Genomic DNA, 22,347 nt, shown 5'->3' with positions numbered 1-22,347 from the left:
TAATCACGCTTATGGTCTTATGGAATCTATTCGCAATGAGTAAATCTGCGTCACCTGTCTTCACTGACGATGTCCAAAAAACACTGGCTCGATTACTGCCGCGCATTCAGCCTTTAGCGAAGTCGGACGCAGAATGGCGAGCCTTTGAAGCCAACCTATCACTGCACTTTCCGCGTCTGTTTGAATTGCTGCGCAGTCTGTACGGCACCCAGTATGATTTCTTCTACCACTTGGAACAGATTCTGCGCACTGCTTTCCAAGCGTGGCAGGCACGTTCGGCCACGCTGAAGAAACAGGATAAGCAGCGCGTCGCTAATCCCGATTGGTTCCGTGACGAGCAAATGCTGGGGGCCGCTTGCTACGTAGATTTGTTCGCCGGAGACCTCAAAGCCTTACAGGCCAAGATTCCGTATTTCAAAGAGCTGGGCCTGACCTACCTGCATTTGATGCCCTTGTTCAAAGCGCCCGCGGAAGACAGTGACGGCGGCTATGCGGTGTCAGACTACCGCCAAGTAGACCCTGCATTGGGCACCATGGCGGACCTTAAAAAGCTGGCGACGGCCTTACGCAAAGAAGGCATCTCTCTGGTGCTCGACTTTGTGTTCAATCACACCTCGGACGAGCACGCGTGGGCGGAGCAAGCCAAGCAGGGTAACCCAGAGTACATGGATTATTATTTCTGCTTCGAAGACCGCACCGAGGTGGATGAGTACGAGCGCACGCTGCGCGAAATCTTCCCTGAAATCCGCAAAGGCTGCTTTACCTGGCGTGAGGACATGCAACGCTGGGTGTGGACAACGTTCAATAGCTTCCAGTGGGATCTGAATTACCGCAACCCGGCGGTGTTTAACGCCATGGCCGGTGAACTGCTGTATTTGGCTAATGCGGGTGCCGACGTACTGCGCTTTGATGCCTTGGCGTTTGTGTGGAAAGAGAAGGGCACCTCGTGCGAAAACCTGCCTAAGGCTCACACCGTTATTCAGGCCTTCAATGCCATGGCAGCCATTGCTGCGCCCGGCTTGTTGTTCAAATCGGAAGCCATTGTCCACCCCGACGAGGTGGTGAAGTACATTGGCCGCGACGAATGCCAGCTGTCGTACAATCCTTTGCTAATGGCGTTACTCTGGAACAGCCTGGCCACGCGTAAAACCCGCTTGATGACACGCTCATTGCAGGCCCGCTTTCCCATCGACGGAGACTGTGCGTGGGTGAACTATATTCGCGGCCACGACGACATCGGCTGGACGTTTGACGACAACATCGCCTGGCAACTCGGCATCAATCCGGATCACCATCGGCAGTTTCTTAACCGGTATTACACCGGCCAGTTTGAAGGCAGTTTCGCGCGTGGCGTACCTTTTCAAGAAAATCCACTCAATGGCGATTGTCGTGTAGCCGGTATGTTGGCTTCACTGGTAGGTATTGAAAAAGGGTTAGAAGAAGAAAATTCAGCCGTGGTTGATATGGCGATACGCCGTATCCTGTTGATGCATGCCATTATTTTCAGCATTGGTGGTGTGCCTGTGCTGTACATGGGCGATGAGTTGGGTTTGTTGAATGACTACAGCTATGAAAATGACCCAAGCAAGCGTTATGACAGCCGCTGGGTAAATCGCGTGGCGGTGAATGATGAGTTACTGGCGCAGCGCAATATCCCCAGCACTGTGGCGTATAAGGTGTTTTACGGCCTACAGCACTTGATTCAGCGGCGTCGCAGTTTGCCGATATTAGGCCGAGCCAATACCGAGATACTGGATGCCGACAATGTACATGTATTCAGTTTTGTGCGGATACAGGGTGATCAGCGCTTGTTGGTGTTGGCTAACTTTGCTGAAACCCCGCAAGTCGTTTCACAAGAATTCATACAAGGTGTGATGCACAGTGCAGACCTGCACGACGTGCTCACCAGCACCGCCGTGGAGTTTTCTGAGCAGGCGATCACCTTGCAGGCGTATGAGGTGCTTTGGTTGCAGTCGCAGGAGGCCAGCCCTCTGGCCGAATGATCATTCGGCAGGTGTGCCCTTATGAGAAAGCACCCGCATAGTATGGTTAGGGCAGGTATGCCCTATGAGGCAGTGCCTTGTTGCGACTCTTGGTGGAGAATCTCATCCGCTTCCGCGTTCAGCGACTGCGCCTCATGATCCGGCTGTTTTAACGGCTCAGGCTGCAAGGCGTTTTGATGCAAGAAGTCGCTGCCCGCATCAATGCCTTGCAGGCGCTGCAGTTCCAAGCGCTCAAGGTCGCGGTGGCGTACATCGCGTTCTGTCTGGCGGGCGCGCTCAGAGGGCACGCCCAAGGTTTCCAACATGGTGCGTCCGGCCACAATGGCTGACTCAAAGGTTTCCCGAATCTGATAGTCGACACCGGCATTGGTCAATGCAATGGCGTGCGCGCGGTCATAAGCCCGAGCGTGCAGTTTAACGTTGGGGAAGGCACCACGTATCATGCGGCAAATTGCCAGCGACTCATCGGGATCATCCACACACACCAATATCAGCCGCGCTTGTTCCGCCCCCGCAGCGCGCAGCATGTCCAAGTTCGTGCCTTGCCCGTAATACACCTTAAAACCAAACCGTGCTGCCGCTCGAATACGCTCCGGTTTAGCATCGATCAAGGTGGCATCAATACCTTCCGCCAACAACAACTGCGAAGCGATTTGGCCGAACCGCCCGAAACCCACGATCAAGGCAGAGCCATTCACCGCACTGAAGTCTTCTTCTGGCGCTTTTTCCGGTCGGGTCAGGCGTTTCAGCAAGCGCTCACCGAAAACCGCCAGAGGTGGCGTAACCACCATGGACAACGCCGCAATGGCGATCAGCATGTTCGTCGTTTGTGCGTCGATCAGGTTTTGTCCGGCAATCAAGGGCACCAGCACAAACGAGAACTCACCCGCAGCACTCAACAGCAACCCGAAGCGCAGGGCGTCTGCCCAAGTCGAACCGGCAAAGCGTGCCAGCAGAGCCGCCAAAGAGATTTTAAGCAGCAAATAGGTGACCAGCATCAAGCCAATTAGCCCGGCATGCAGCCACACCTCAATCACGTCGATCAGCATGCCAATGCTCATAAAGAACAGAGCTAAGAGCAGTCCACGAAAGGGCTCAACGTCCGCTTGCAATTGATGCCGGTAAGACGATCCGGCCAGCATAACCCCAGCCAGAAAAGCCCCCAGTGCCATTGATAAGCCTGCATAGCTTGCCGCCAAGGCAGCGCTGACCACCACCAGTAAGGCCGCCGACGTCATTACCTCGCGGGCACCCGCCGTGGCCAGAATACGAAACAGGTAGTCAATCAAATAACGGCCGACCAACACAATGCCGCCGATCACCGCCAAGGCCAGCGCGGTATCGCCAATGGCGCTGCCGGTGCGGCTGGCAGCACCTGTACCGATCAGAAAGATGGGAATCAGCGCCAGCATGGGCACGGTGAGTAAATCTTGCGTGAGCAGTACGGCGAACCCGCGCTGACCGTACGGCCGCGACATATCACCGCGTTCATCCAACAATTGCAGTGCAATGGCGGTGCCCGACAAGGCAAAGGCGAAACCGACCACAATGGCCGCCGACACGTTCAAACCAAAGGCATAAGCGATGGCAGCCAGCACCACGGCCGTGATCCACACTTGGCCATTACCCAGCAGCAGAATGTCGCGCCGCATGGCGACGAGCCGCGACAGGCGAGTGTCCAAGCCGATCACAAACAACAGCAACACCACGCCTAGCTGGGCGACATCCATGACGGATTCGGCGTCGTCGAAAATACGTAAGCCCGAGGGGCCAATCAGCACGCCGGCAAACAGATAGCCAACGGCGGTGCCGAAACCTAAGCGCTTGAATAACGTGGGTGCGAGTACGGCGGCGAGTAGGAAGGCGATGCCTTGCAGAACAACGGATTCCAAGACTGAAGATTCCTATGGAACGGATAATTATTCAAAGAATAGCAGGAAAGAGGAGAGGTGTGGATGTCGTTACGCTCTTCCGTAGGAGCGCAGCCCTCTGCGCGAATGTTGGCCAGAGGGCTGGCCTCCTACGGGTTGGGCATTCTAACATACGGCGGAAGAGCGAAGCGTCATCCGCCGTATGCATTGCGGGTATAAATATCCGCCCTACGGGTTGGGCATTCGGCCAGAGCGCTGGCCTTCTGCGCCCACATGCACATTTCAGGCGAGCCTGATCCCTACACCGTCGGTGGAGGCTTGATAGCGCACATTGATCGGATTCAGCAGCTCCAAGCCCTTTTCAATGCACTTGTCTTCCGGAATGCGAAACGCATTGAAACCCACACGGCGCAGAAAGAACAACTGGTCCAACAAGAAGTCCCCAATCGCCCGCAACTCACCGGTATAACCCAGGCGGTTACGCACCAAGTAGGCGGTAGAAAAGCCACGGCCATCTGCGAACTTCGGGAATTCAATGGCAATTACATCGGCGCTCTTCACGCTGTCGCTCAAGTCTTCTGCCAACTGATCGCTGGCCAGCCAAACACCGACTTTACGCCCGGAAGCACGCAAGTCAGCGCCTTGCTCAGCCCACAGCGCCAAAGGCAGAATCACATCTCCGGCTGCCGGAACAGCGTCGTCCGGGCTCACCACGGTGTAGTTGTCACTGACCGCAGCATCGTTCAGAATCAGATTAGGCAGCATAAACACGCTCCTTAAATGGGGTGATGCCCAAGCGGGCAACGGTATCGGTAAACAACTCTTCGTCAGTGCGTTTTTCGACGTACACATTGATCAGTTTTTCAACCACGTCAGCCATTTCGTCGGCTTTAAACGAAGGGCCTAGAATCTTACCGATGGCGGCGTTTTGGTTGGACGAGCCACCCAAGGACACCTGATAGAACTCTTCGCCTTTTTTATCCACGCCAAGAATGCCTATGTGACCGATATGGTGGTGCCCGCAGGCGTTCATGCAACCGGAAATATTCAACTCGATGTCGCCCAAGTCGTAGAGGTAATCCAAGTCTTCAAACCGTGCCTGAATCTGCTCAGCAATAGGAATGGACTTCGCATTCGCCAGCGAGCAGAAGTCGCCGCCGGGGCAGCAAATGATGTCGGTCAGCGTGCCAATGTTCGGGGTGGCAAAACCGTTAGCTTTGGCGGCTTCCCATAAAGCAGGTAAATCCTTAATTTTCACATCGGCCAAAATCAGGTTTTGGAAGTGGCTGACGCGCAGCTCGCTGAAGCTGAATTCGTCAGCCAGTTTTGCCGCCGCACGCATCTGTTTCGAATAGATGTCGCCCGGCGCAATGCCGGTTTTCTTCAGCGACAACGTCACCGCCGTGTAACCCGGTACCTTGTGCGCTGTGGTGTTGCGCTCAACCCAGTTGCGGAAACCTTTGCTGCTGGCTTTCAGTTCTTCTACGGCGGCGTCATTGGCGCTCAGCGTCGTGTCGTAATCAGGCGCACTGAAATGCTTAGCAACGCGATCAATTTCGGCTTGGGTCAACGTTCCTGTGCCGTCTTTCAAGTGCGCCCACTCGGCATCAACCCGAGCACGGAAGGCTTCAATTCCCAAGGCTTTAACCAGAATCTTGATACGTGCCTTATACTTGTTGTCGCGGCGACCGTGCTGGTTGTATACCCGCACAATGGCTTCGAGGTAGGTCAGCAAGTGCTGTTCAGGCAAGAATTCAGTAATCACTTGGCCGACCATCGGCGTACGGCCCAAGCCGCCGCCCACATACACACGGTAACCCACTTCATTCGCCGCATTACGGACGATCTGAACACCGATGTCATGCACTTGGATGGCCGCACGGTCGGTGCTGGTGGCGCTGTTCACTGCAATCTTGAACTTACGCGGTAAGAACGCGAACTCAGGATGAAAGGTTGACCACTGACGGATCAACTCACAATACGGACGGGGATCAACCACTTCGTCGGCCAATACACCGGCAAACTGGTCAGTAGTAGTGTTACGAATGCAGTTGCCGCTGGTTTGGATAGCATGCATCTGTACCGATGCCAACTCAGCCAAGATGTCTGGCACGCTCTCTAACGTTGGCCAGTTCAGCTGGATGTTCTGCCGGGTACTGAAATGCCCATAGCCACGGTCGTACTTGTCGGCGATGTCAGCCAGCTTAACCAATTGTGTGGAAGACAACATGCCGTAGGGGATGGCGATACGCAGCATCGGTGCATGGCGCTGTACATACAGGCCATTCTGCAAACGCAGAGGCAAGAATTCTTCTTCTTTCAAGCCACCCGCCAGATAGCGGTTGGTTTGCTCACGAAACTGGTTAACACGCTCGTCAACCAGTTGCTGATCATAATCATCGTATACGTACATGTACTGGGCCCGTAAAAGTCGGCTGAATTACTGAGGCGCCACGATAACAGAGGAGCCTTATAAGGAAAAAGATTAAATATTCATATTTGTCTGCGAATTTTGCATAAGCGATAGTGATATTTTCGCTAAGGGGTGCTGTATAGGTTGACGCGCATCTTACGGCAGCTATCATACCCTGCATTATATTTTCTGAAGTGGAAGGAATGCATTATGGGCAAGCCAACTAAGTTCACCGACAGCCAAGCTGACTCTATCGTTGCGACGGTCGTCATTGTTGTGATCGCCGCGGCTATCATTTTTTGGGTTGCTGGCGCGTAAGTGTATGAAGCATAAAAAAAGGGCCAACGGCCCTTTTTTTATGCCCGAATAACGCGTTAAACGTCGATAAACAACGACACGATATACACCAGCAAGAACATCAGGGCGAAGAACAGAAAGCCCAAAATCAATCCCACCACGATGAAGCGCAAGGGCGAAGAACTTTTCGAATCTTCTTCCCAATTCTTCTTGGACTGCACACCCAAAAACGCGGCCAGCACACTTTTGATGACACGCCACCAGCTGGGCTGTCCGGGCGGGTTAGCGGCCTTCTGGGGCTCTAACGTATTGTCTTCTACCATAGCAACAAGCCTATCTGATTATGTAAGCGGTCTTGCTGAAAGTCTTTGATGCCTTGCAAGCCCACGTTCAGCAGGTTCACAACATCCGACTTCAGTAATTTTCGCTCGCTATGGTATATGTGTTGTAGGTTGTCGAGCAACCGTGATAACTCCCAACGTAATGCAACATGGAACAGCGCTGCGGTTTCCAACTCTTCGCCCACGGCGGGTGAAATGTCACTGTCTTTCAACTCTTGCAACCACTCGTAATGTTCTGACGTCAGCACGCCAGCACTGTTAACCGCGCGGTGAATGGCCGCCAGAGAGTGGTAGCACGACGCCATCAGCTTGGACGGTTTGTCTCGCGGGAGCGCCGTCACCATGGCATACAGTGACATGTAGCACTGGTTCAGTTGATCCACCGACGCCAGTGATTGCTGTAAGAGAGCAGGCAGTTGATCTTCCGGTGTCACCAAGAATGACTTCACTTGCGCTTTGCTCAGCCCTTTGGTCAGCGCCTCATAGGTATTGCGGAAATGTGCGTCACTGGTGATGTGCAAAATATGTCGTGCGTGCCCAATGGTCATACCTTGCGGCCAGAGACGCACCGTCAGCAAATCCCACAGCAAGTCTGTCATGGCAACAACTTGACCGAGTTGCGACAGCGACTCTGCGCTTTTCTGGTTTGGGAAGCCGCTGCCATCGCAACGTTCATGTGACTCTTCTGTCGCCCGAATAATCAGGCTAGGCATCTTCTCAACCCGCTGCAGCAGTAACCCGGCCAACAGTGGATGTTGTTGGTATATCTCGCGTTTTTCCGGATCATCTTTGTTATCCAGTACGTCTTCATGCAGACACAGCACACCGAGGTCATGGCAAAGCCCGGCCACAAAAGCACCTTGTTGGAAGGGTTTATTTTGGCCCATGTGGAAAGCCAGCACGGCACCGGTGATGGCACAGAACAGGCTTTGTTGGTACAGCGATGGATAGCACTTTTGCAGCAAGGTCATCCAGTCCAATAAGCGCGGCAACTGGCCGAGAAAGGCGGCCAGTGTTTGAACGTTCCGCGTATCGAAAGTGGAGTTGACCAGCGTGGCGAGGTCTTCTGACTTGTTGATCTGCTGTTGCAGGTCCTCGAAGACATCCGCAGCGCTCAGGGCATGGCTCAGCCGAATGGAGTCAATCAGCGGCTTCTGCAGTTCGCCTTTGGCGATACGTTGGAGATTTTCTTGGGTCAGTTTATGACCAGCAGCGAAGAGCAGTCCATCTTCTGCATCCACAATGCGCTCGAGTGTAACGATACCCAGCTCTTCACTGACACGCGCCATATTGAGCGCTAAAGCACTCATGGCGCTGCTGTTGTTCTGCGGCATAAAAACGTCCTGATTTTTGCCTGAGTAGATGCTCCAAGATTAGTCGGTTAATCCGATTTAGCCAATCTTAAAACTCCAATATCAGGCATGACGTTTATATGACGTAACAGTGTGCAAATTACTTCGGCTCATACCCCAATGCCGGGCTCAGCCAACGCTCTAAAATATCCAGCTCCATGCCTTTGCGTTCTGCCAAGTCAATGATTTGGTCTTGTTGCACCTTGCCCAAACCAAAATAATCCGACTGCGGGTGACTGAAATACCAGCCGCTAACCGCCGAAGCAGGCCACATGGCAAACGAATCCGTTAGCGTGACTTGGGCGTTTTCTTCCGCGTTCAACAAGTCGAACAACGAACGTTTTTCGGTATGATCAGGGCAAGCAGGGTAGCCGGGTGCCGGGCGAATGCCGTGGTAACGCTCTTTGATCAGCTCTTCATTGCTGAGTGCTTCATCGGTGGCGTAACCCCAGTAGTCTTTCCGCACCATTTCATGCAGTTTTTCTGCAAAGGCTTCCGCCATGCGGTCGGCCAAGGCTTTCACCATGATGGAGTTGTAGTCGTCATGTTGTGCTTCGTATTCGGCGGTGATCTCATCGGCGCCCATGCCGGTGTTCACCACAAAACCACCGATGTAGTCGGGTGTGCCGACCGGGGCCACAAAATCCGCCAGCGACATATTCGGGCGACCTTCCGGTTTCTGCGTTTGCTGGCGCAGGTGAAACAGCTCTTTGATCGGCTGCGTGCGCGCTTCGTCGGCGTACACCGTGATGGTGTCCGGGCCGGTGCGGTTTGCAGGCCACAGGGCAAACACCGCTTGCGCCTTCAAACGCTTCTCGCTGACCAGCTTTTTCAACATGGCTTGCGCGTCGGCAAACAGCTTTTTCGCTTCTTCGCCAATCACTTTGTCGTCGAAAATGCGCGGGTACTTGCCGTGCAGTTCCCACGTAATGAAGAACGGCGTCCAGTCGATGTAGTCCACCAGTTCTTCCAATGGATAGTCACGCAATACATGCAGGCCAGGCTTCTTGGGCGCGGGCGGGGTGTAGTCGCTGAAATCCAGTTGCAGGCCGTTGGCGCAGGCTTGCTCGTAGGTGATCATGGCTTGTGACTTACGGTTTTTATTACGCTCGCGCACCTTGCCGTATTCGTCTTGCAGTTCTTGCCAGTATTCCGCTTTTCCGGTTTCACTCAACAGTCGTTGTGCGACGGAAACCGCACGCGAAGCGTCGGGCACGTACACCGTTACATCATTCTGGTACTGCGGTTCTATTTTAACCGCCGTGTGCGCTTTCGAGGTGGTCGCGCCGCCGATCATCAACGGCAACTGGAATTTCTGCCGTTGCATCTCTTTGGCGAGGTGCACCATTTCATCCAACGACGGGGTGATCAAACCACTCAAGCCGATGATGTCGCAGTTCTGCTCACGCGCTGTTTTCAAAATGGTTTCGGCGGGCACCATAACGCCCAAATCGACCACTTCAAAGTTGTTGCACTGCAACACCACGCCGACGATGTTCTTGCCGATGTCGTGTACGTCGCCTTTCACTGTCGCCATCAAAATCTTGCCCTTGGGCTTTGAGGCAGCGGACTTTTCCGCTTCGATGTAAGGGATCAAGTGCGCCACGGCTTGCTTCATAACGCGGGCTGACTTTACCACCTGGGGCAGGAACATTTTACCCGCGCCGAACAGGTCACCCACCACGTTCATGCCGTCCATCAACGGCCCTTCAATCACTTCGATGGGGCGGGTGGCTTGTTGCCGGGCTTCTTCGGTGTCTTCAATGATAAACTGCGTCAAGCCTTTCACCAGCGCGTGCTCAATGCGCTTGTTCACCGGCTGTTCGCGCCAGCTCAAGTCTTCCACGCGCACTGCGCCGCCTTCACCTTTATAGCGTTCGGCCAGTTCCAACAGGCGGTCGGTGCCGTCTTCGCGGCGGTTCAGTACCACGTCTTCCACGGCTTCTTTCAGCTCGGATGGAATGTCGTCGTACACCACCAACTGACCGGCGTTTACGATACCCATGTTCATACCGGCCTTGATGGCGTGGTACAGGAACACCGAGTGAATGGCTTCGCGCACCTTGTCGTTACCCCGGAACGAGAACGACACGTTCGACACACCGCCGCTGATGGACGCGTAGGGCAGGTTCTTGCGAATCCAGCGCGTGGCTTCGATGAAGTCCACCGCGTAGTTGTTGTGCTCTTCAATGCCGGTAGCAATGGCGAAAATATTGGGGTCGAAAATGATGTCTTCTGGCGGAAAACCGATGCCGACCAACAACTCATAGCTGCGCTGACAGATTTCGCGCTTACGGGCAGCAGTGTCGGCTTGGCCCACTTCGTCAAACGCCATCACCACCACGGCCGCGCCATAACGCATGCACAGGCGAGCGTGTTTCAAGAAGGCTTCTTCGCCTTCCTTCATGGAAATGGAGTTAACAATGGCCTTGCCTTGTACGTGCTTCAGGCCGGCTTCAATGACTTCCCACTTGGAGGAGTCGAGCATGATGGGCACACGGCTGATGTCGGGCTCGGAAGCGATGAGGTTGAGGTAATGCGTCATGGCTTCTTTCGAATCCAACATGCCTTCGTCCATGTTGATGTCGATGATCTGCGCGCCGTTGTCGACTTGCTCACGGGCGACGGTCAGTGCCTCGTCGTACTCTTCTTCTTTGATCAGGCGGCGGAACTTGGCCGAGCCCGTCACGTTGGTGCGCTCACCCACGTTGATGAAGATGATGTTGTCTTCGTCGACAAAAGGCTCCAAGCCGCTCAAGCGCAGGCGAGGGGTGATCTCGGGGATCTTACGCGGCTTGTAATTAGGCATGGCGTCGGCCATGGCTTTGATGTGCGCTGGCGTAGTACCGCAGCAGCCACCGACGATGTTCAGGAAGCCGCTTTCAGCGAAGTCCTTAATGGTCACCACCATCTGGTCGGCTTGTAAGTCGTATTCGCCGAATTCGTTGGGCAAGCCAGCGTTCGGGTGGGCGGACACATAGGTGTCGGCGATGTCCGACAGCGCCTCAACGTATTGGCGCAGTTCATCCGGGCCCAAGGCGCAGTTCAAGCCAATCGACAGAGGTTTGGCGTGCTTCACGGAATACCAGAAGGCTTCGGTGGTTTGGCCCGAAAGTGTGCGGCCGGAGGCATCGGTGATGGTGCCGGAAATCATAATCGGCAGTTCAATGCCGGTGTCTTCAAACGCTTGCTGCACGGCAAAAATGGCCGCCTTGGCGTTCAAAGTATCAAAAATGGTTTCGATCAAAATCAGGTCGGCGCCGCCTTCGATCAAGCCTTTGGTGGCTTCCACGTAGTTTTCGACCAATTCGTCGAACGACACGTTGCGGAACGCGGGGTTATTCACGTCGGGTGAAATCGACAGGGTGCGGCTCGTTGGCCCTACCACACCGGTAACCCAACGTGGTTTGTCGGGTGTTTCTAAGGTTTTGGCGTCGGCCACGCGGCGGCACAGTTCCGCCCCGGCTTTGTTCAGTTCGTAGGCCAAGTCTTCCATGCCGTAGTCCGCTTGCGACACGCGGGTAGAGTTGAACGTATTGGTTTCAATGATGTCAGCACCGGCATCGAGATACTGGCGGTAAATGCCTTCAATCACCGCAGGCTGGGTGATGGTGAGCAGGTCATTGTTGCCTTTGATGTCGCGGTGGTAATCGGCGAAGCGCTCGCCGCGGTAGTCTTTTTCTTCCAAGCTGTGTGACTGAATCAGCGAGCCCATGCCGCCGTCGAGGATCAGTATGCGTTCCTTAATGGCTTGGTGGAGCTGTTGGATGCGAGTACTGCGATCAGTCATAACGTCTCTCGAAAGCGGTGGGTAAAATGTTTGACAACTATATCAAAAAACTTTGATATAGTTAAAGTGTAATTTCAAGTGCTTGAAAAGTCGCGGGCTCTCGGGGTATGCCTCCATACCGCCAATCAACCGTAGGAGGCCAGCCCTCTGGCCGAATGTTTGACGGATGACGGGCAACAGCGTCCTCGGCAATTGCTCCTGCATCGCTCTACCTCCGGCATCCTTGCCGTCCCTAGATATAACGCTTTGCTCTTCCGTAGGAAAGCAGCCCCCTGCGCGATTGTCCGGCCAGAGGGCTGGCCTCCTACGGGATAGAACACCCTCACAATAACCTAGTATATTAATCAGGTATTCAGTTCTCTCTCCGCATTAGGTACAATCCCCCCATCGAATTCATAATCCTTCAGAGATGATTGTATGAGCAGTGTAGTGTCCGTATCGCTTGGCGCACAAAAATACCTTGCCGGGCTGTTGGAACGCCAGAACGTTGAAGGTATGGCTGTGCGTATTTTTGTGACCCAGCCCGGCACCAAATACGCCGAAACCTGCTTGGCGTATTGCCGTCCCGGCGAAGAAAAGGCAACCGACCACCATTTTGAGTTAGAGCACATCTCCCTGTACCTGGAAGAGAACAGCCTGCCGTACTTGGAAGAAGCGGAAGTCGACTTTCAAGAAGACAAGATGGGCGGCCAGTTAACCATCAAAGCGCCGAACGCAAAAATGCCCAAGGTGTCGTCTGACAGCCCGATCAACGAGCGCATCAACTACGTGTTGCACACCGAAATCAACCCCGGCTTGGCGTCACACGGCGGTGAAGTGTCTTTGGTGGAAATCACGAAAGACATGGTTGCCGTGTTGAAGTTTGGCGGTGGTTGCCAAGGTTGCAGTGCGGTCGATTTAACGCTGAAAGAAGGCGTGGAAAAAACGCTGCAGGAGCGTATTCCAGAGCTAACCGGCGTGCGTGATGTTACAGACCATAGCCAGACTGAAAACGCCTATATGTAGCTAGAAACTACTACGCTCACTCTGGCAGCGTTAAAATTCTCCAACAAGATCGTCTGGAACGATTTTGCATGCCAACCCCGCAGGGGTCAGGCCCAAGGAGGGGCCTGATAAAACTGCTCACCTACATTGAGTGGGCTCCCTATTTTATTAAAATTTTGCCTTGTCAGAGCTTCGCTCGTAACGCTTCTAGACCACCATTTGCAGTGGGTTGATGTCTAGGCTGGCTGCACATGCCGTCGGGTAATAAACCAGACGGGGTGCAGCACCAACCAAGCATAAACCCCCACACCCACCGCGATACCCAACAACGTCACCCAGTCAAATACCGTTGTCACCATACTAAGCTGCGAACCGGTTAAGAACGGCACCACTACGATCGACAGCAAACCAACGGCAATACTCACCCACAATGCCTTTCGGCATTGGCATTCCCGCGTACGATAGCCGCTGGTGCGTGCAATCACCTGCACCCCTACAAGCAAGGCCACAGCCAACACAATCCACGTTAAGAACGGCAATGCGGTGTACCACAGTACGGTCAAAATTCCAGAAATACCCATAACCATTCTCCCCTAAATGCGGCCATCAAGCATGGCGTAGTATGCGGGTTTCAACATTTGCTCTTTCATCACCCATACGGCCCAAGACTCGTCTTTCGGGTCTATAAAAGGGAAAGAGGGCAGCATCACGCCGTTGTAGCCAAACTCCACCAACATGGCCTTGCCAATCCCGGTGATCAGCGGGCAAGAGGTGTAGCCGTTGTGGCTGGCTGTGAGCGCTTGGCCCTGCATAACCGCAATGAGGTTTTCCTCCACGACGGGCGTTTGCATTTTTACACTGGCCGCAGTTTTGTTCACTGGCGCGCCGATCACATCGCCCAACCCAAACACCTCAGGGTAGCGGTTGTGCTGCATCGTATGCTGGTCTACATCCAACCAATTGCCGGCAAACGGGCCGTCTTGCCAGACCAAGTCGCTTTGTCGAACCGGGTCGGGCGCGCTCATCGGGGGAACGACATGGATGAACTCATAGTCGGTTTCATGCACGGTACCATCGGTGCGCTCAAACCGTGCTTTGCGAGCAGGGGCGTCCAGGGCGACAAGTTTATGGAAATCGTGGCGCGTAACGCCTTGGTCGTCCCAGCGCTGCTTCACAAAGTCGTTGTAGTAATCGAGGCCAAATACGCGGTTTCCCGGTGCGTAAAAGTGCACGTCGTACTGATCTCTGCGCCCGGTATTTTCCAGCCGAGACAATGTAGTGAACGCCATTTTTAATGGCGCACCGGCACATTTGATGGGGGTAGGGGCGAGGGTAAAAATACCCTTACCAGAGCCCTTGTTGATCCACTGATCGATCATGGTATTGGTTTTCATCGCGTTGTCGCGGCTGTCGTAAACGCAGCCAATGCCATGTTCACCAATCATGTCATGAGAAAAGCCTTCAATGTGGTCGTAGTTGACCTGCAAGCCGGTGGCGACCACGAGGAAGTCATAACCAAGAGTTTGGCCATTACTTAACACTACGCGCTTGGACTCTGGCTCAAACGTACTCACCTGCGCCTGTATCCAGTTGATGCTGCTTGGCACCCATCGGTTATTTTGGCTCATCACGTCATTGGGGTGCCATAAGCCGGAAGCTACCAACGTCAGTCCGGGCTGGTAGGTGTGTGCTGTGCGGCTATCAATTAGCGTAATTTCGGCTAACGGGAGACGGCGGGCCAAGCGGTTGGCAAGAGCAATGCCGCCCGCACCCGCGCCAACAATGACTATGCGACCACGCACGTTATTGGTTTTGGCTAGCGTACTGGCGGCGGGAACCATCCCCAGTGCACCCGCACTGAGGCCGAATTTCATGAGGTTGCGGCGAGAAAGCCGAAAGGTGCCGGGCGAGGTATCTTTCATGGCGGTGACCTTTGCGTTGTTAGTATTATTTAAATCTAATAAATAAATACATAATAATATATACAACAAAAGTCTAATATTGACCTGGATCAGTGTTTATGGTTTGAGAAAAGGGACAAAAAAGAAAATTCCAGAGGCGAAAAGCTAGCTAGGCAAAAAATCCCGAGAACGCACAGCTTACTCATTGTAAGTGAGCATTTGAGGGCTTTTTTAACAACGCTAGCTTGAGAAAAGGGAGTTTTCAAACTCTCAATAGCAGAATCACACTGGCCAGAATCAAACCCATCCCCACCCATTCCTTGCCGCGAATGGGCTCTTTAAACAGCCGCCAGGTAATAAACAGCGTAAAAAAGAACTCGACTTGCCCCAGTGTTTTCACCAACGCCGGGTTCTGTAAGCTCATGGCGGTGTACCAACCAATCGACCCCAACGCACTGGTTAAACCAATGAATACCGCCCAGCCCAGGTGTTGCGGAATCTGCCGAAACAACCCCGGCTCGCGCCACGCCAGCCAAACCGTCATCAGGACCAATTGCATGATCATCATGCTCACCAGCACCACACCTGCGGCATGCACTGGAGGTAAACTCAATTGCCGACTGCTGTAGTGAATGCTCAGCGCGGTGAGGGCAAAACAGAACCCCGACAACAGCCCCAAGCCGGTGGCCGGTGTCAGCCACGCCTTCACACGCTTGAACTCTTCCGGCAACGACAGTGCCACAATGCCCGCCATACCGACCAACACCGACAGCCAACCGCCCAACGACAGCGGTATCGCAATCAACGCGCCCAGCGCACCGACTGCATCAACGCCGCAAACAGGGTATAGGCCACCCAAGACATCGCCATGCTCCAATACTGCAAAGCACGCATTATGCGCAAAGGCCGGAGCTAGCGATAAGGAAAGATATTTATACTAAGCATGCAAAACGGTTATGTGACACGGTAAGGCAGGTCTGCTCGTAGAGAAAAAGCACCTGCCGAAATGTTGCGGGTGTAAACACCCGCCCTATAGCGGCACCACCGACAACGGCGGCTCTAATACAATCTCAATACGCCGGTTCTGCCGCCGTGTGGCTTCATCCACCTCTGCTGCCAACGGTTGTGTATCCGCCATGCCCACGGCTCGCATGCGATCACGCGGTGCGCCCATGCGAATCATTTCCCGCACCGCCGCCGTTGCTCGTGCCGCACTCAGTTCCCAGTTAGTGGGGTAGAGCACGGCCAGCTCGCGGGTAATGGTACGAGAATCCGTATGGCCTAACACGGAGATCCGATAGTCGGGGAAACTGCCCAGTGCCCGAACAACTTCGCGTAAGGTCGCCACTGAGTCTTCATTCAATTCAGCCGAACCGGACGCAAACAACACGCGTTCCGGCAACTTAATGATGGTGGTGCCGCTGTCCAAACGCTCCACTAATTGCTGACGTTCAGAGTCGAGCAATTCCAAGGTGCTTTGCAACTCGTCCAACGCCTGCTGTTCTTCGTTTAAGCGGCTGGCTAATTGGCTCACCTGTTGTTGTTGCTCCTCCAGCGCTGCTCGCTGCTCCTCAATCTTCGCTTCTTGCGCTGCAGCCTGTTCGCGCGCTGCGGCTAACTCCTCACGCAACGAACTCAACAGCGCATCGGCGTCACTTCCCATGGCCGACGTGCGTTCATAATCCGCCCGTACCTGCGCCAGAGTTTGCCGCGTGGCTTCCAGCTCTTGTTGGGCCTGTGCTAGTTGTTGTTCTAGTTCGCGGATCGCCGCCGTACGCTGTGCATCGGTTTGGCTGAGGCGCGATTCCAGCGTCACCACGCGGTTGCGCAGATCATCCTGCTCGCGCACCGCCTGTTGCTGGTTCAGCGACAGCATCTGATTGCTCTGCCGCAGCTGGTCCCGCTCGGTTTTATACTGCTCACCGGCGTAGTAAAAATACCCCGCCACACTGCCAAGCGCGATAGCCGCTATCGCACCAATGATGGATGCCTGACTGCCATTCATAGTCTCTTAGCCTTAACAATTGGTTACGTAGTTAACAATGTAGACCATAGAATGATATTTGCCTGCTTTATAGCGACTATTTGTAAGCGTTTGCACAAGGACTTTCCAGCCTTCACGCGCTTTGTATTATACTCGCGCCATCTATAATTCCGGGAGTGTACTGTGACCACGAAAATGGCCGATGTAATACTGGTAGGGGCGGGCGCAATGAGCGCCACACTTGGGAATTTACTCAAACATCTCGACCCATCCTTAACGATCACCATGATCGAAAAGCTCGATGCCGTGGCCATGGAAAGCTCCGATGGCATGAACAACGCAGGCACTGGCCACGCGGCCTATTGCGAACTCAATTACACACCTGAAAAAGACGACGGCAGCCTGGACCTCAGCAAAGCCTTTGACATCAACGGTGCGTTTGAGCGCAGCTTGCAGTTCTGGTCTTACCTCGTGAAGAAAGGCGCCTTGCCTGAACCCAGTCAATTCATTAACCCCGTACCGCACCTCAGCTTTGTTTGGGGCGAAAAGAACGTTGAATTCTTGCGCAAACGCTACGAAGCCATGCACGCCATTCATCTGTTCAGCGACATGGAATACAGCGAAGACCACGCCGTACTGAAAGAGTGGATGCCGTTGGTCATGCAAAACCGTGACCCGAACGAACCCGTTGCCGCCACACGCGTGACCTACGGTTCCGATGTGGATTTCGGCTCTTTGACCCGCAACCTCGTGAAGAACCTGGAAAAAAGCGACGGATTTAACCTACTGCTCAGCCACCGGGTAGAGACCATTCGCAAACAACCCGAAGGGCATTGGACGTTAAAAATTCGCCACGAAGAAACCGGCGAAAGCCAGATCATCGGCACCCGTTTCCTGTTTTTAGGGGCCGGTGGTGCAGCCTTGCCCTTGTTGCACAAATCGGGCATCCCCGAAGCCGAGAAATACGGCGGTTTCCCCGTCAGCGGTCAATGGCTAGTGTGCGATGACCCGAGCATCGTAGAACAACACCGCGCCAAGGTGTACGGCAAAGCCGCCATAGGTGCGCCGCCGATGTCCGTTCCGCACTTGGATACCCGCATCATCAACGGCAAACCCGCCTTATTGTTTGGTCCGTTTGCCGGCTTCACCACCAAATTCCTGAAGAACGGCTCGGTGCTGGACTTACCCAAATCGGTCAACAAAGGCAACTTACTGCCCATGCTGTCGGCCGGGGTAGACAACATGGCCCTCACCAAATACCTGATGACCGAAGTCATGCAGTCGCACGAAGACCGCATGAACTCACTTCGTGAATTCTACCCGGACGCCAAAAGTGACGACTGGAAGCTGGCCGTAGCCGGGCAGCGCGTGCAAATTATTAAACACGACCCCAAAACCAAACGCGGCAAACTGGAATTCGGTACCGAAGTGGTTACTTCTTCAGATGGCTCCTTGGCCGCCTTGCTGGGCGCATCGCCCGGCGCGTCGACCGCTGTAAAAGCCATGATTGAAGTGCTCAGCCGTTGCTTTAAAGAACGCCTGGAAACCCCGGAATGGGATGCCAAAATGAAGGAAATGATCCCTTCCTACGGTAAAACCCTGCGCGACGAACCCGAACTGCTGAAACAAGTGCGGGCGTACACGCTGGAAACCTTGCAGTTGCGGCGCTAAACAGCCTGAACTACTCAAATAAAAAAGGCGGCCAACTGGCCGCCTTTTTTATTTCGTTCCAAAAATCTTATCCCCAGCATCCCCTAAGCCGGGAATGATGTAGCCTTGTTCGTTCAGGTGAGAGTCCACCGCCGCCGTATACAGCGTGACATCCGGGTGAGCTTCACCCAAGGCCTTAATACCTTCCGGCGCAGCCACTAACACCAACGCCCGAATGTCCTGACAGCCTTTCTCTTTCAATAAGTCTATGGCTGCAATCATCGAACCGCCGGTGGCCAACATAGGGTCCACCACAATGGAAATACGCTCTTGGAGGTCAGACGCCAGCTTCTGAAAATAATGCACCGGCTTTAACGTCTCTTCATCGCGGTACACACCCACCACACTGATGCGCGCCCCCGGCAAATGCTCCAACACACCGTCCATCATCCCCAAACCGGCACGCAGAATAGGTACCACCGTAATCTTCTTCCCTTGAATCTGCTCTACATCAACCGGCCCGTTCCAGCCTTCTATGGTGACCGCCTCGGTCGCTAAATCAGACGTCGCCTCGTACGTCAGCAAACTACCGACCTCAGCCGCTAACTCGCGGAAATTCTTTGTACTGATGTCGCCACGGCGCATCAGACCAATTTTGTGCTTAACCAAAGGGTGATTAACGGTAATAACGTTCATGCGGGGTTCTCCTTACTGATGCTGGAATTGTGCATGATGGGTCAAAATTCAGCAAACCAATAAAACCTTTGCAATGAGAAGGGTAATGGTCTAAAAATAACTCAATGCTTGCGGCTTCATCACTGCCGCGCGGCAACAATGCTTGAAGACGGTAGGGCGGTAGCCAAACAATTAACGTTAGATTTGTCTAATGTTCTTGTCGTAGGAGCGCAGCCCTCTGCGCGAATAATGTTCTCTATTACACGACCATTCGGCATGCCGCGTTGTCAAATAGCGGCGGAAAGACCACCGCTAACCCGCAACTGAATACGAAAACTAATCACAACTGGCTAAGTGAAAACGCCGTGTTCATAGAGTAAGACTAGCAGATCTTTCGCAAATGTGTACGTTTTGATGTAACCTAAATTTTATGAAATAGAATTCTCTTTAATGATGTAGGCATGGTGCATAAGGGAGCATTTAAAATATTCAGAGGAAAAAGCTTGCTAGGTGAAAACTCTAAAGAATCAGCTTTATAGTATTATTCAAATAAGGAATAAAATGAAAAGAATATTCATAGTATTATTTGTATTTTTAATTGGCTGTAATGACAAAAAAGAAGAGGTGTTTGATCATGACAATGAAAATGCAGTAGTTTCAGATACAACAATATTTGATCTGGATGATATTGAGGTTAATGTATATCTAAACAATTTAAATGTCATGTTTGATGTAAAAAATATTTATAAAGAATTAGATTATAATAACTTAGATGAATATATTTTTACATACGATGCAACGTCAACAGACGCAAGAGTAAAATTAGTCGATAATGTATTGCTAATAAATCCTATAGAGAATTCTATAGAAAATTCCATAGAATTGCCCATAACAATTAATGGTTATAGAGAAGACTGGTGGGATGGTGATACATTTGTTGAAATTAATGTAAAATACAATATTAATTTCATTGAAAAACCAGAAAATAATGTAAGTGGCCTTTATATTTATACGGTTAATCCATTAACAGCTACAACTGTATCAGTTGATTTAACTAATTATAAAGCGATTAATAATAATGAAGATTTAGGTAATAAGATGGTGTCTGATTCAATAACTCTGTCTGAATACAATATAAAAGATACCGATTGTCAAAGTGTGAAAAACAATCAAGAATTTACTTTATATCTTGATTTTGAAGAAAGAGATTATACACAATTGATAGAACGTTGTTTGTTTATTAAAGAAAATAATATTGTAAATGATATTATTCAAGCATATTTTTTACCTGAAAAAATAGATATGGTCGTAGGTTTTACGGATAATAATAGTGTTAATATAGATTTTTACCATTTTGATCATTCTATAAAGTTTGATCATTTTAATAGAAATAATCAAATAACAATTGAAGAAGATATGTCATTATTTAATCGTGATTTTTTTACTTACAATAATAAAATTGATTTTTACAGTGATAATCAATACAAATTTTTAACCACTGTTTTTTCTTATAGAGTGGCTGATGTGAAAAATAATGAATTAGTAATATTTAGTCCCTTTTCAGAAAATTATGAAACTGTTGGGTTCAATAACAACATTGAAATAATTAATACTCTAAATACAACTGATTTTCTTTTAATAAAAGAAAGTACAAGCCTGAATGAATATACTGTTTGGTCTGTTGATAGATTGTTAAATAAAGAAATAATCACTACCGTTAATAACGTTGAAAAAATTAAAGTGAATTCAAAAAATGAAATATTTTTTATGACTAATAATATGGGTAATAAAGAATTAAAGAAAGTTGATTTAATGACTAAAACAGAAACAATCATTATTGAAAATACTGATAATTTAAATACTGTATATGGCTGGTTTATAAACGGGCCACATCACTTTCTGATAGGTGATTTTAATGGCGTGGATAATATTGTTAAAATCAATGAAGATAGCTTTGAAGTATTGATAGAAGCTGTTGTAACCCATGATATACGATACATAAAAGATAATTACTTTGTCAATGTACCGAATTACGATACATTTAGAATTAATGGTGAAGTCAGTGAAGATAATAAGCGTGGAGTATTAACATATGATATTCAAGAAGCAATTATTTCAATCATAATGACCAATTCTCGTGGTCAAGAAGAATTGGTGACATTTTATGAACATAAAAATAGTCCAGGTGTTTTATTATCTTCACCAACAAGTAATACCTTATCAAGAAGCATTCAACCAATAAATATGAATTTAGAAGATATAGTATCTTTACTTGAAAATGTAGAAACAACGATAAATTGGGTGGATAAATCACACGCACCTTTAAATAGAATTTATGGTACTTCAAGACAATTTGAAAACAATGTGATTTTTGGCGAAGAAGTCACAGATAATAATACCAATACAGGGCGTTTTTTATTACATTCAAGATTTACGTATTTGACAAGTGCAGAACAAGCAGAATCCTTAAAAGGTAATACACTGTTTAATTCAGAGTATACGGTATACGAAAATCATAATGATGTGTACCATTATGATGGTTATGCAAAAAATTGGTTAATATTTGACACCTATAATAAAGAAAACGGATTTACTGAAATTGATTGTTCTTGGATAAAACAAGGGAATAACAGCAATTATCAAACAGAGACGTTTAATGTATTTGAAAAATCAAAAGAAATTCGTTCTTTAAATAATAAATTATATATAGCGAAAAATAGTAAATTAGAGATATATAATATTGAGGAGTACTTTAATGATTTATGTCAATCGAACGGCTCTACATATAATTAACTATTCTATAAGTAGTGTTTTTTTAAAATAAAAATATCGGTGTAAGCGGTGACGCCATTTATCGTAGCGACTAAGCCTGATTTAGAGCCGAAAAATGCCAATGACATAGAAAAGGAGGGGGCACTGATCCTGCCTCTATAAATTATCTTGCCCCGATAAAACGGACGCCGGTTCATTTATGCGGCTCCCTGTTCATATTCTAGCGAGCTTTGGTAACCCCAAAGACCAGAGTGCAGTCACCAAGGGTTACAGAAGTCGTTAGTGTACTCTTGCACGGCGGAATGCAGTCCATA

General features: G+C 50.8%; 15 protein-coding genes. 4 read left to right on the top strand and 11 right to left on the bottom strand.

What is annotated here, in order from left to right:
• The first annotated feature begins 35 nt into the window (after window positions 1-35).
• Window positions 36-2,003, top strand: a complete 1,968-nt coding sequence (locus tag NFC81_RS08880; RefSeq protein ID WP_304994127.1) for an alpha-amylase family glycosyl hydrolase — start codon at window positions 36-38, stop codon at window positions 2,001-2,003.
• A gap of 62 nt (window positions 2,004-2,065) precedes the next feature.
• Here the strand turns inward: NFC81_RS08880 and NFC81_RS08875 are convergent, their stop codons facing one another.
• From NFC81_RS08875 to metH, 6 genes are all read right to left on the bottom strand, one after another.
• Window positions 2,066-3,895, bottom strand: a complete 1,830-nt coding sequence (locus NFC81_RS08875) for a cation:proton antiporter (protein ID WP_304994126.1) — start codon at window positions 3,893-3,895, stop codon at window positions 2,066-2,068.
• 261 nt (window positions 3,896-4,156) lie between these two features.
• Window positions 4,157-4,639, bottom strand: a complete 483-nt coding sequence (locus NFC81_RS08870; protein ID WP_304994125.1) for a DUF934 domain-containing protein — start codon at window positions 4,637-4,639, stop codon at window positions 4,157-4,159.
• Entirely contained in the window at window positions 4,629-6,287 is a 1,659-nt protein-coding gene (locus tag NFC81_RS08865; protein ID WP_304994124.1) for a nitrite/sulfite reductase, read from the bottom strand. Before NFC81_RS08865 ends, NFC81_RS08870 begins: the two co-directional genes overlap by 11 nt.
• Before the next feature lie 374 nt (window positions 6,288-6,661).
• The gene (locus NFC81_RS08860; protein WP_304994123.1) at window positions 6,662-6,907 is read right to left on the bottom strand and encodes a DUF2970 domain-containing protein; all 246 of its coding nucleotides are present in this window, start codon (window positions 6,905-6,907) and stop codon (window positions 6,662-6,664) included.
• Window positions 6,901-8,259, bottom strand: a complete 1,359-nt coding sequence (locus tag NFC81_RS08855) for an HD domain-containing phosphohydrolase (RefSeq protein WP_304994122.1) — start codon at window positions 8,257-8,259, stop codon at window positions 6,901-6,903. The genes NFC81_RS08860 and NFC81_RS08855 overlap by 7 nt, the downstream gene beginning before the upstream one ends.
• Before the next feature lie 118 nt (window positions 8,260-8,377).
• Window positions 8,378-12,067, bottom strand: a complete 3,690-nt coding sequence (gene metH, locus NFC81_RS08850) for a methionine synthase (RefSeq protein ID WP_304994121.1) — start codon at window positions 12,065-12,067, stop codon at window positions 8,378-8,380.
• A 417-nt stretch (window positions 12,068-12,484) separates the two neighbouring features.
• On the opposite strand from metH, the gene nfuA reads away from it, so the two are divergent.
• A complete protein-coding gene (gene nfuA / locus NFC81_RS08845) occupies window positions 12,485-13,072 on the top strand; it encodes a Fe-S biogenesis protein NfuA (RefSeq protein ID WP_304994120.1) in 588 nt (195 codons plus the stop codon).
• 215 nt (window positions 13,073-13,287) lie between these two features.
• Here nfuA and NFC81_RS08840 read toward each other — a convergent pair whose 3' ends face one another.
• The 4 genes from NFC81_RS08840 to NFC81_RS08825 all read right to left on the bottom strand — a co-directional run bounded on the left by NFC81_RS08840 (window position 13,288) and on the right by NFC81_RS08825 (window position 16,957).
• Window positions 13,288-13,632, bottom strand: coding sequence for a hypothetical protein (locus NFC81_RS08840; RefSeq protein ID WP_304994119.1), 345 nt, complete (start codon window positions 13,630-13,632; stop codon window positions 13,288-13,290).
• 12 nt (window positions 13,633-13,644) lie between these two features.
• Entirely contained in the window at window positions 13,645-14,973 is a 1,329-nt protein-coding gene (locus NFC81_RS08835; protein ID WP_304994118.1) for an FAD-dependent oxidoreductase, read from the bottom strand.
• A 241-nt stretch (window positions 14,974-15,214) separates the two neighbouring features.
• On the bottom strand, window positions 15,215-15,829 hold the full coding sequence (locus NFC81_RS08830; protein ID WP_304994117.1) for a DMT family transporter: 615 nt from the start codon (window positions 15,827-15,829) through the stop codon (window positions 15,215-15,217).
• 153 nt (window positions 15,830-15,982) lie between these two features.
• On the bottom strand, window positions 15,983-16,957 hold the full coding sequence (locus tag NFC81_RS08825; protein WP_304994116.1) for an OmpA family protein: 975 nt from the start codon (window positions 16,955-16,957) through the stop codon (window positions 15,983-15,985).
• Between the two features lie 162 nt (window positions 16,958-17,119).
• Here NFC81_RS08825 and mqo point away from each other — a divergent pair, with 162 nt between their 5' ends.
• Window positions 17,120-18,607, top strand: a complete 1,488-nt coding sequence (gene mqo, locus NFC81_RS08820; protein WP_304994115.1) for a malate dehydrogenase (quinone) — start codon at window positions 17,120-17,122, stop codon at window positions 18,605-18,607.
• A gap of 48 nt (window positions 18,608-18,655) precedes the next feature.
• Here the strand turns inward: mqo and upp are convergent, their stop codons facing one another.
• On the bottom strand, window positions 18,656-19,282 hold the full coding sequence (gene upp, locus NFC81_RS08815; protein ID WP_304994114.1) for a uracil phosphoribosyltransferase: 627 nt from the start codon (window positions 19,280-19,282) through the stop codon (window positions 18,656-18,658).
• A gap of 540 nt (window positions 19,283-19,822) precedes the next feature.
• On the opposite strand from upp, the gene NFC81_RS08810 reads away from it, so the two are divergent.
• The gene (locus NFC81_RS08810; RefSeq protein ID WP_304994113.1) at window positions 19,823-22,054 is read left to right on the top strand and encodes a hypothetical protein; all 2,232 of its coding nucleotides are present in this window, start codon (window positions 19,823-19,825) and stop codon (window positions 22,052-22,054) included.
• Window positions 22,055-22,347 lie beyond the last annotated feature (293 nt).

The sequence above is a fragment of the Salinispirillum sp. LH 10-3-1 genome, assembly GCF_030643825.1.
Lineage (GTDB): Bacteria > Pseudomonadota > Gammaproteobacteria > Pseudomonadales > Natronospirillaceae > Salinispirillum.
The sequence above is the reverse complement of the archived record's forward strand: the minus strand, read 5'-3'. Positions and strand labels throughout refer to the sequence as shown.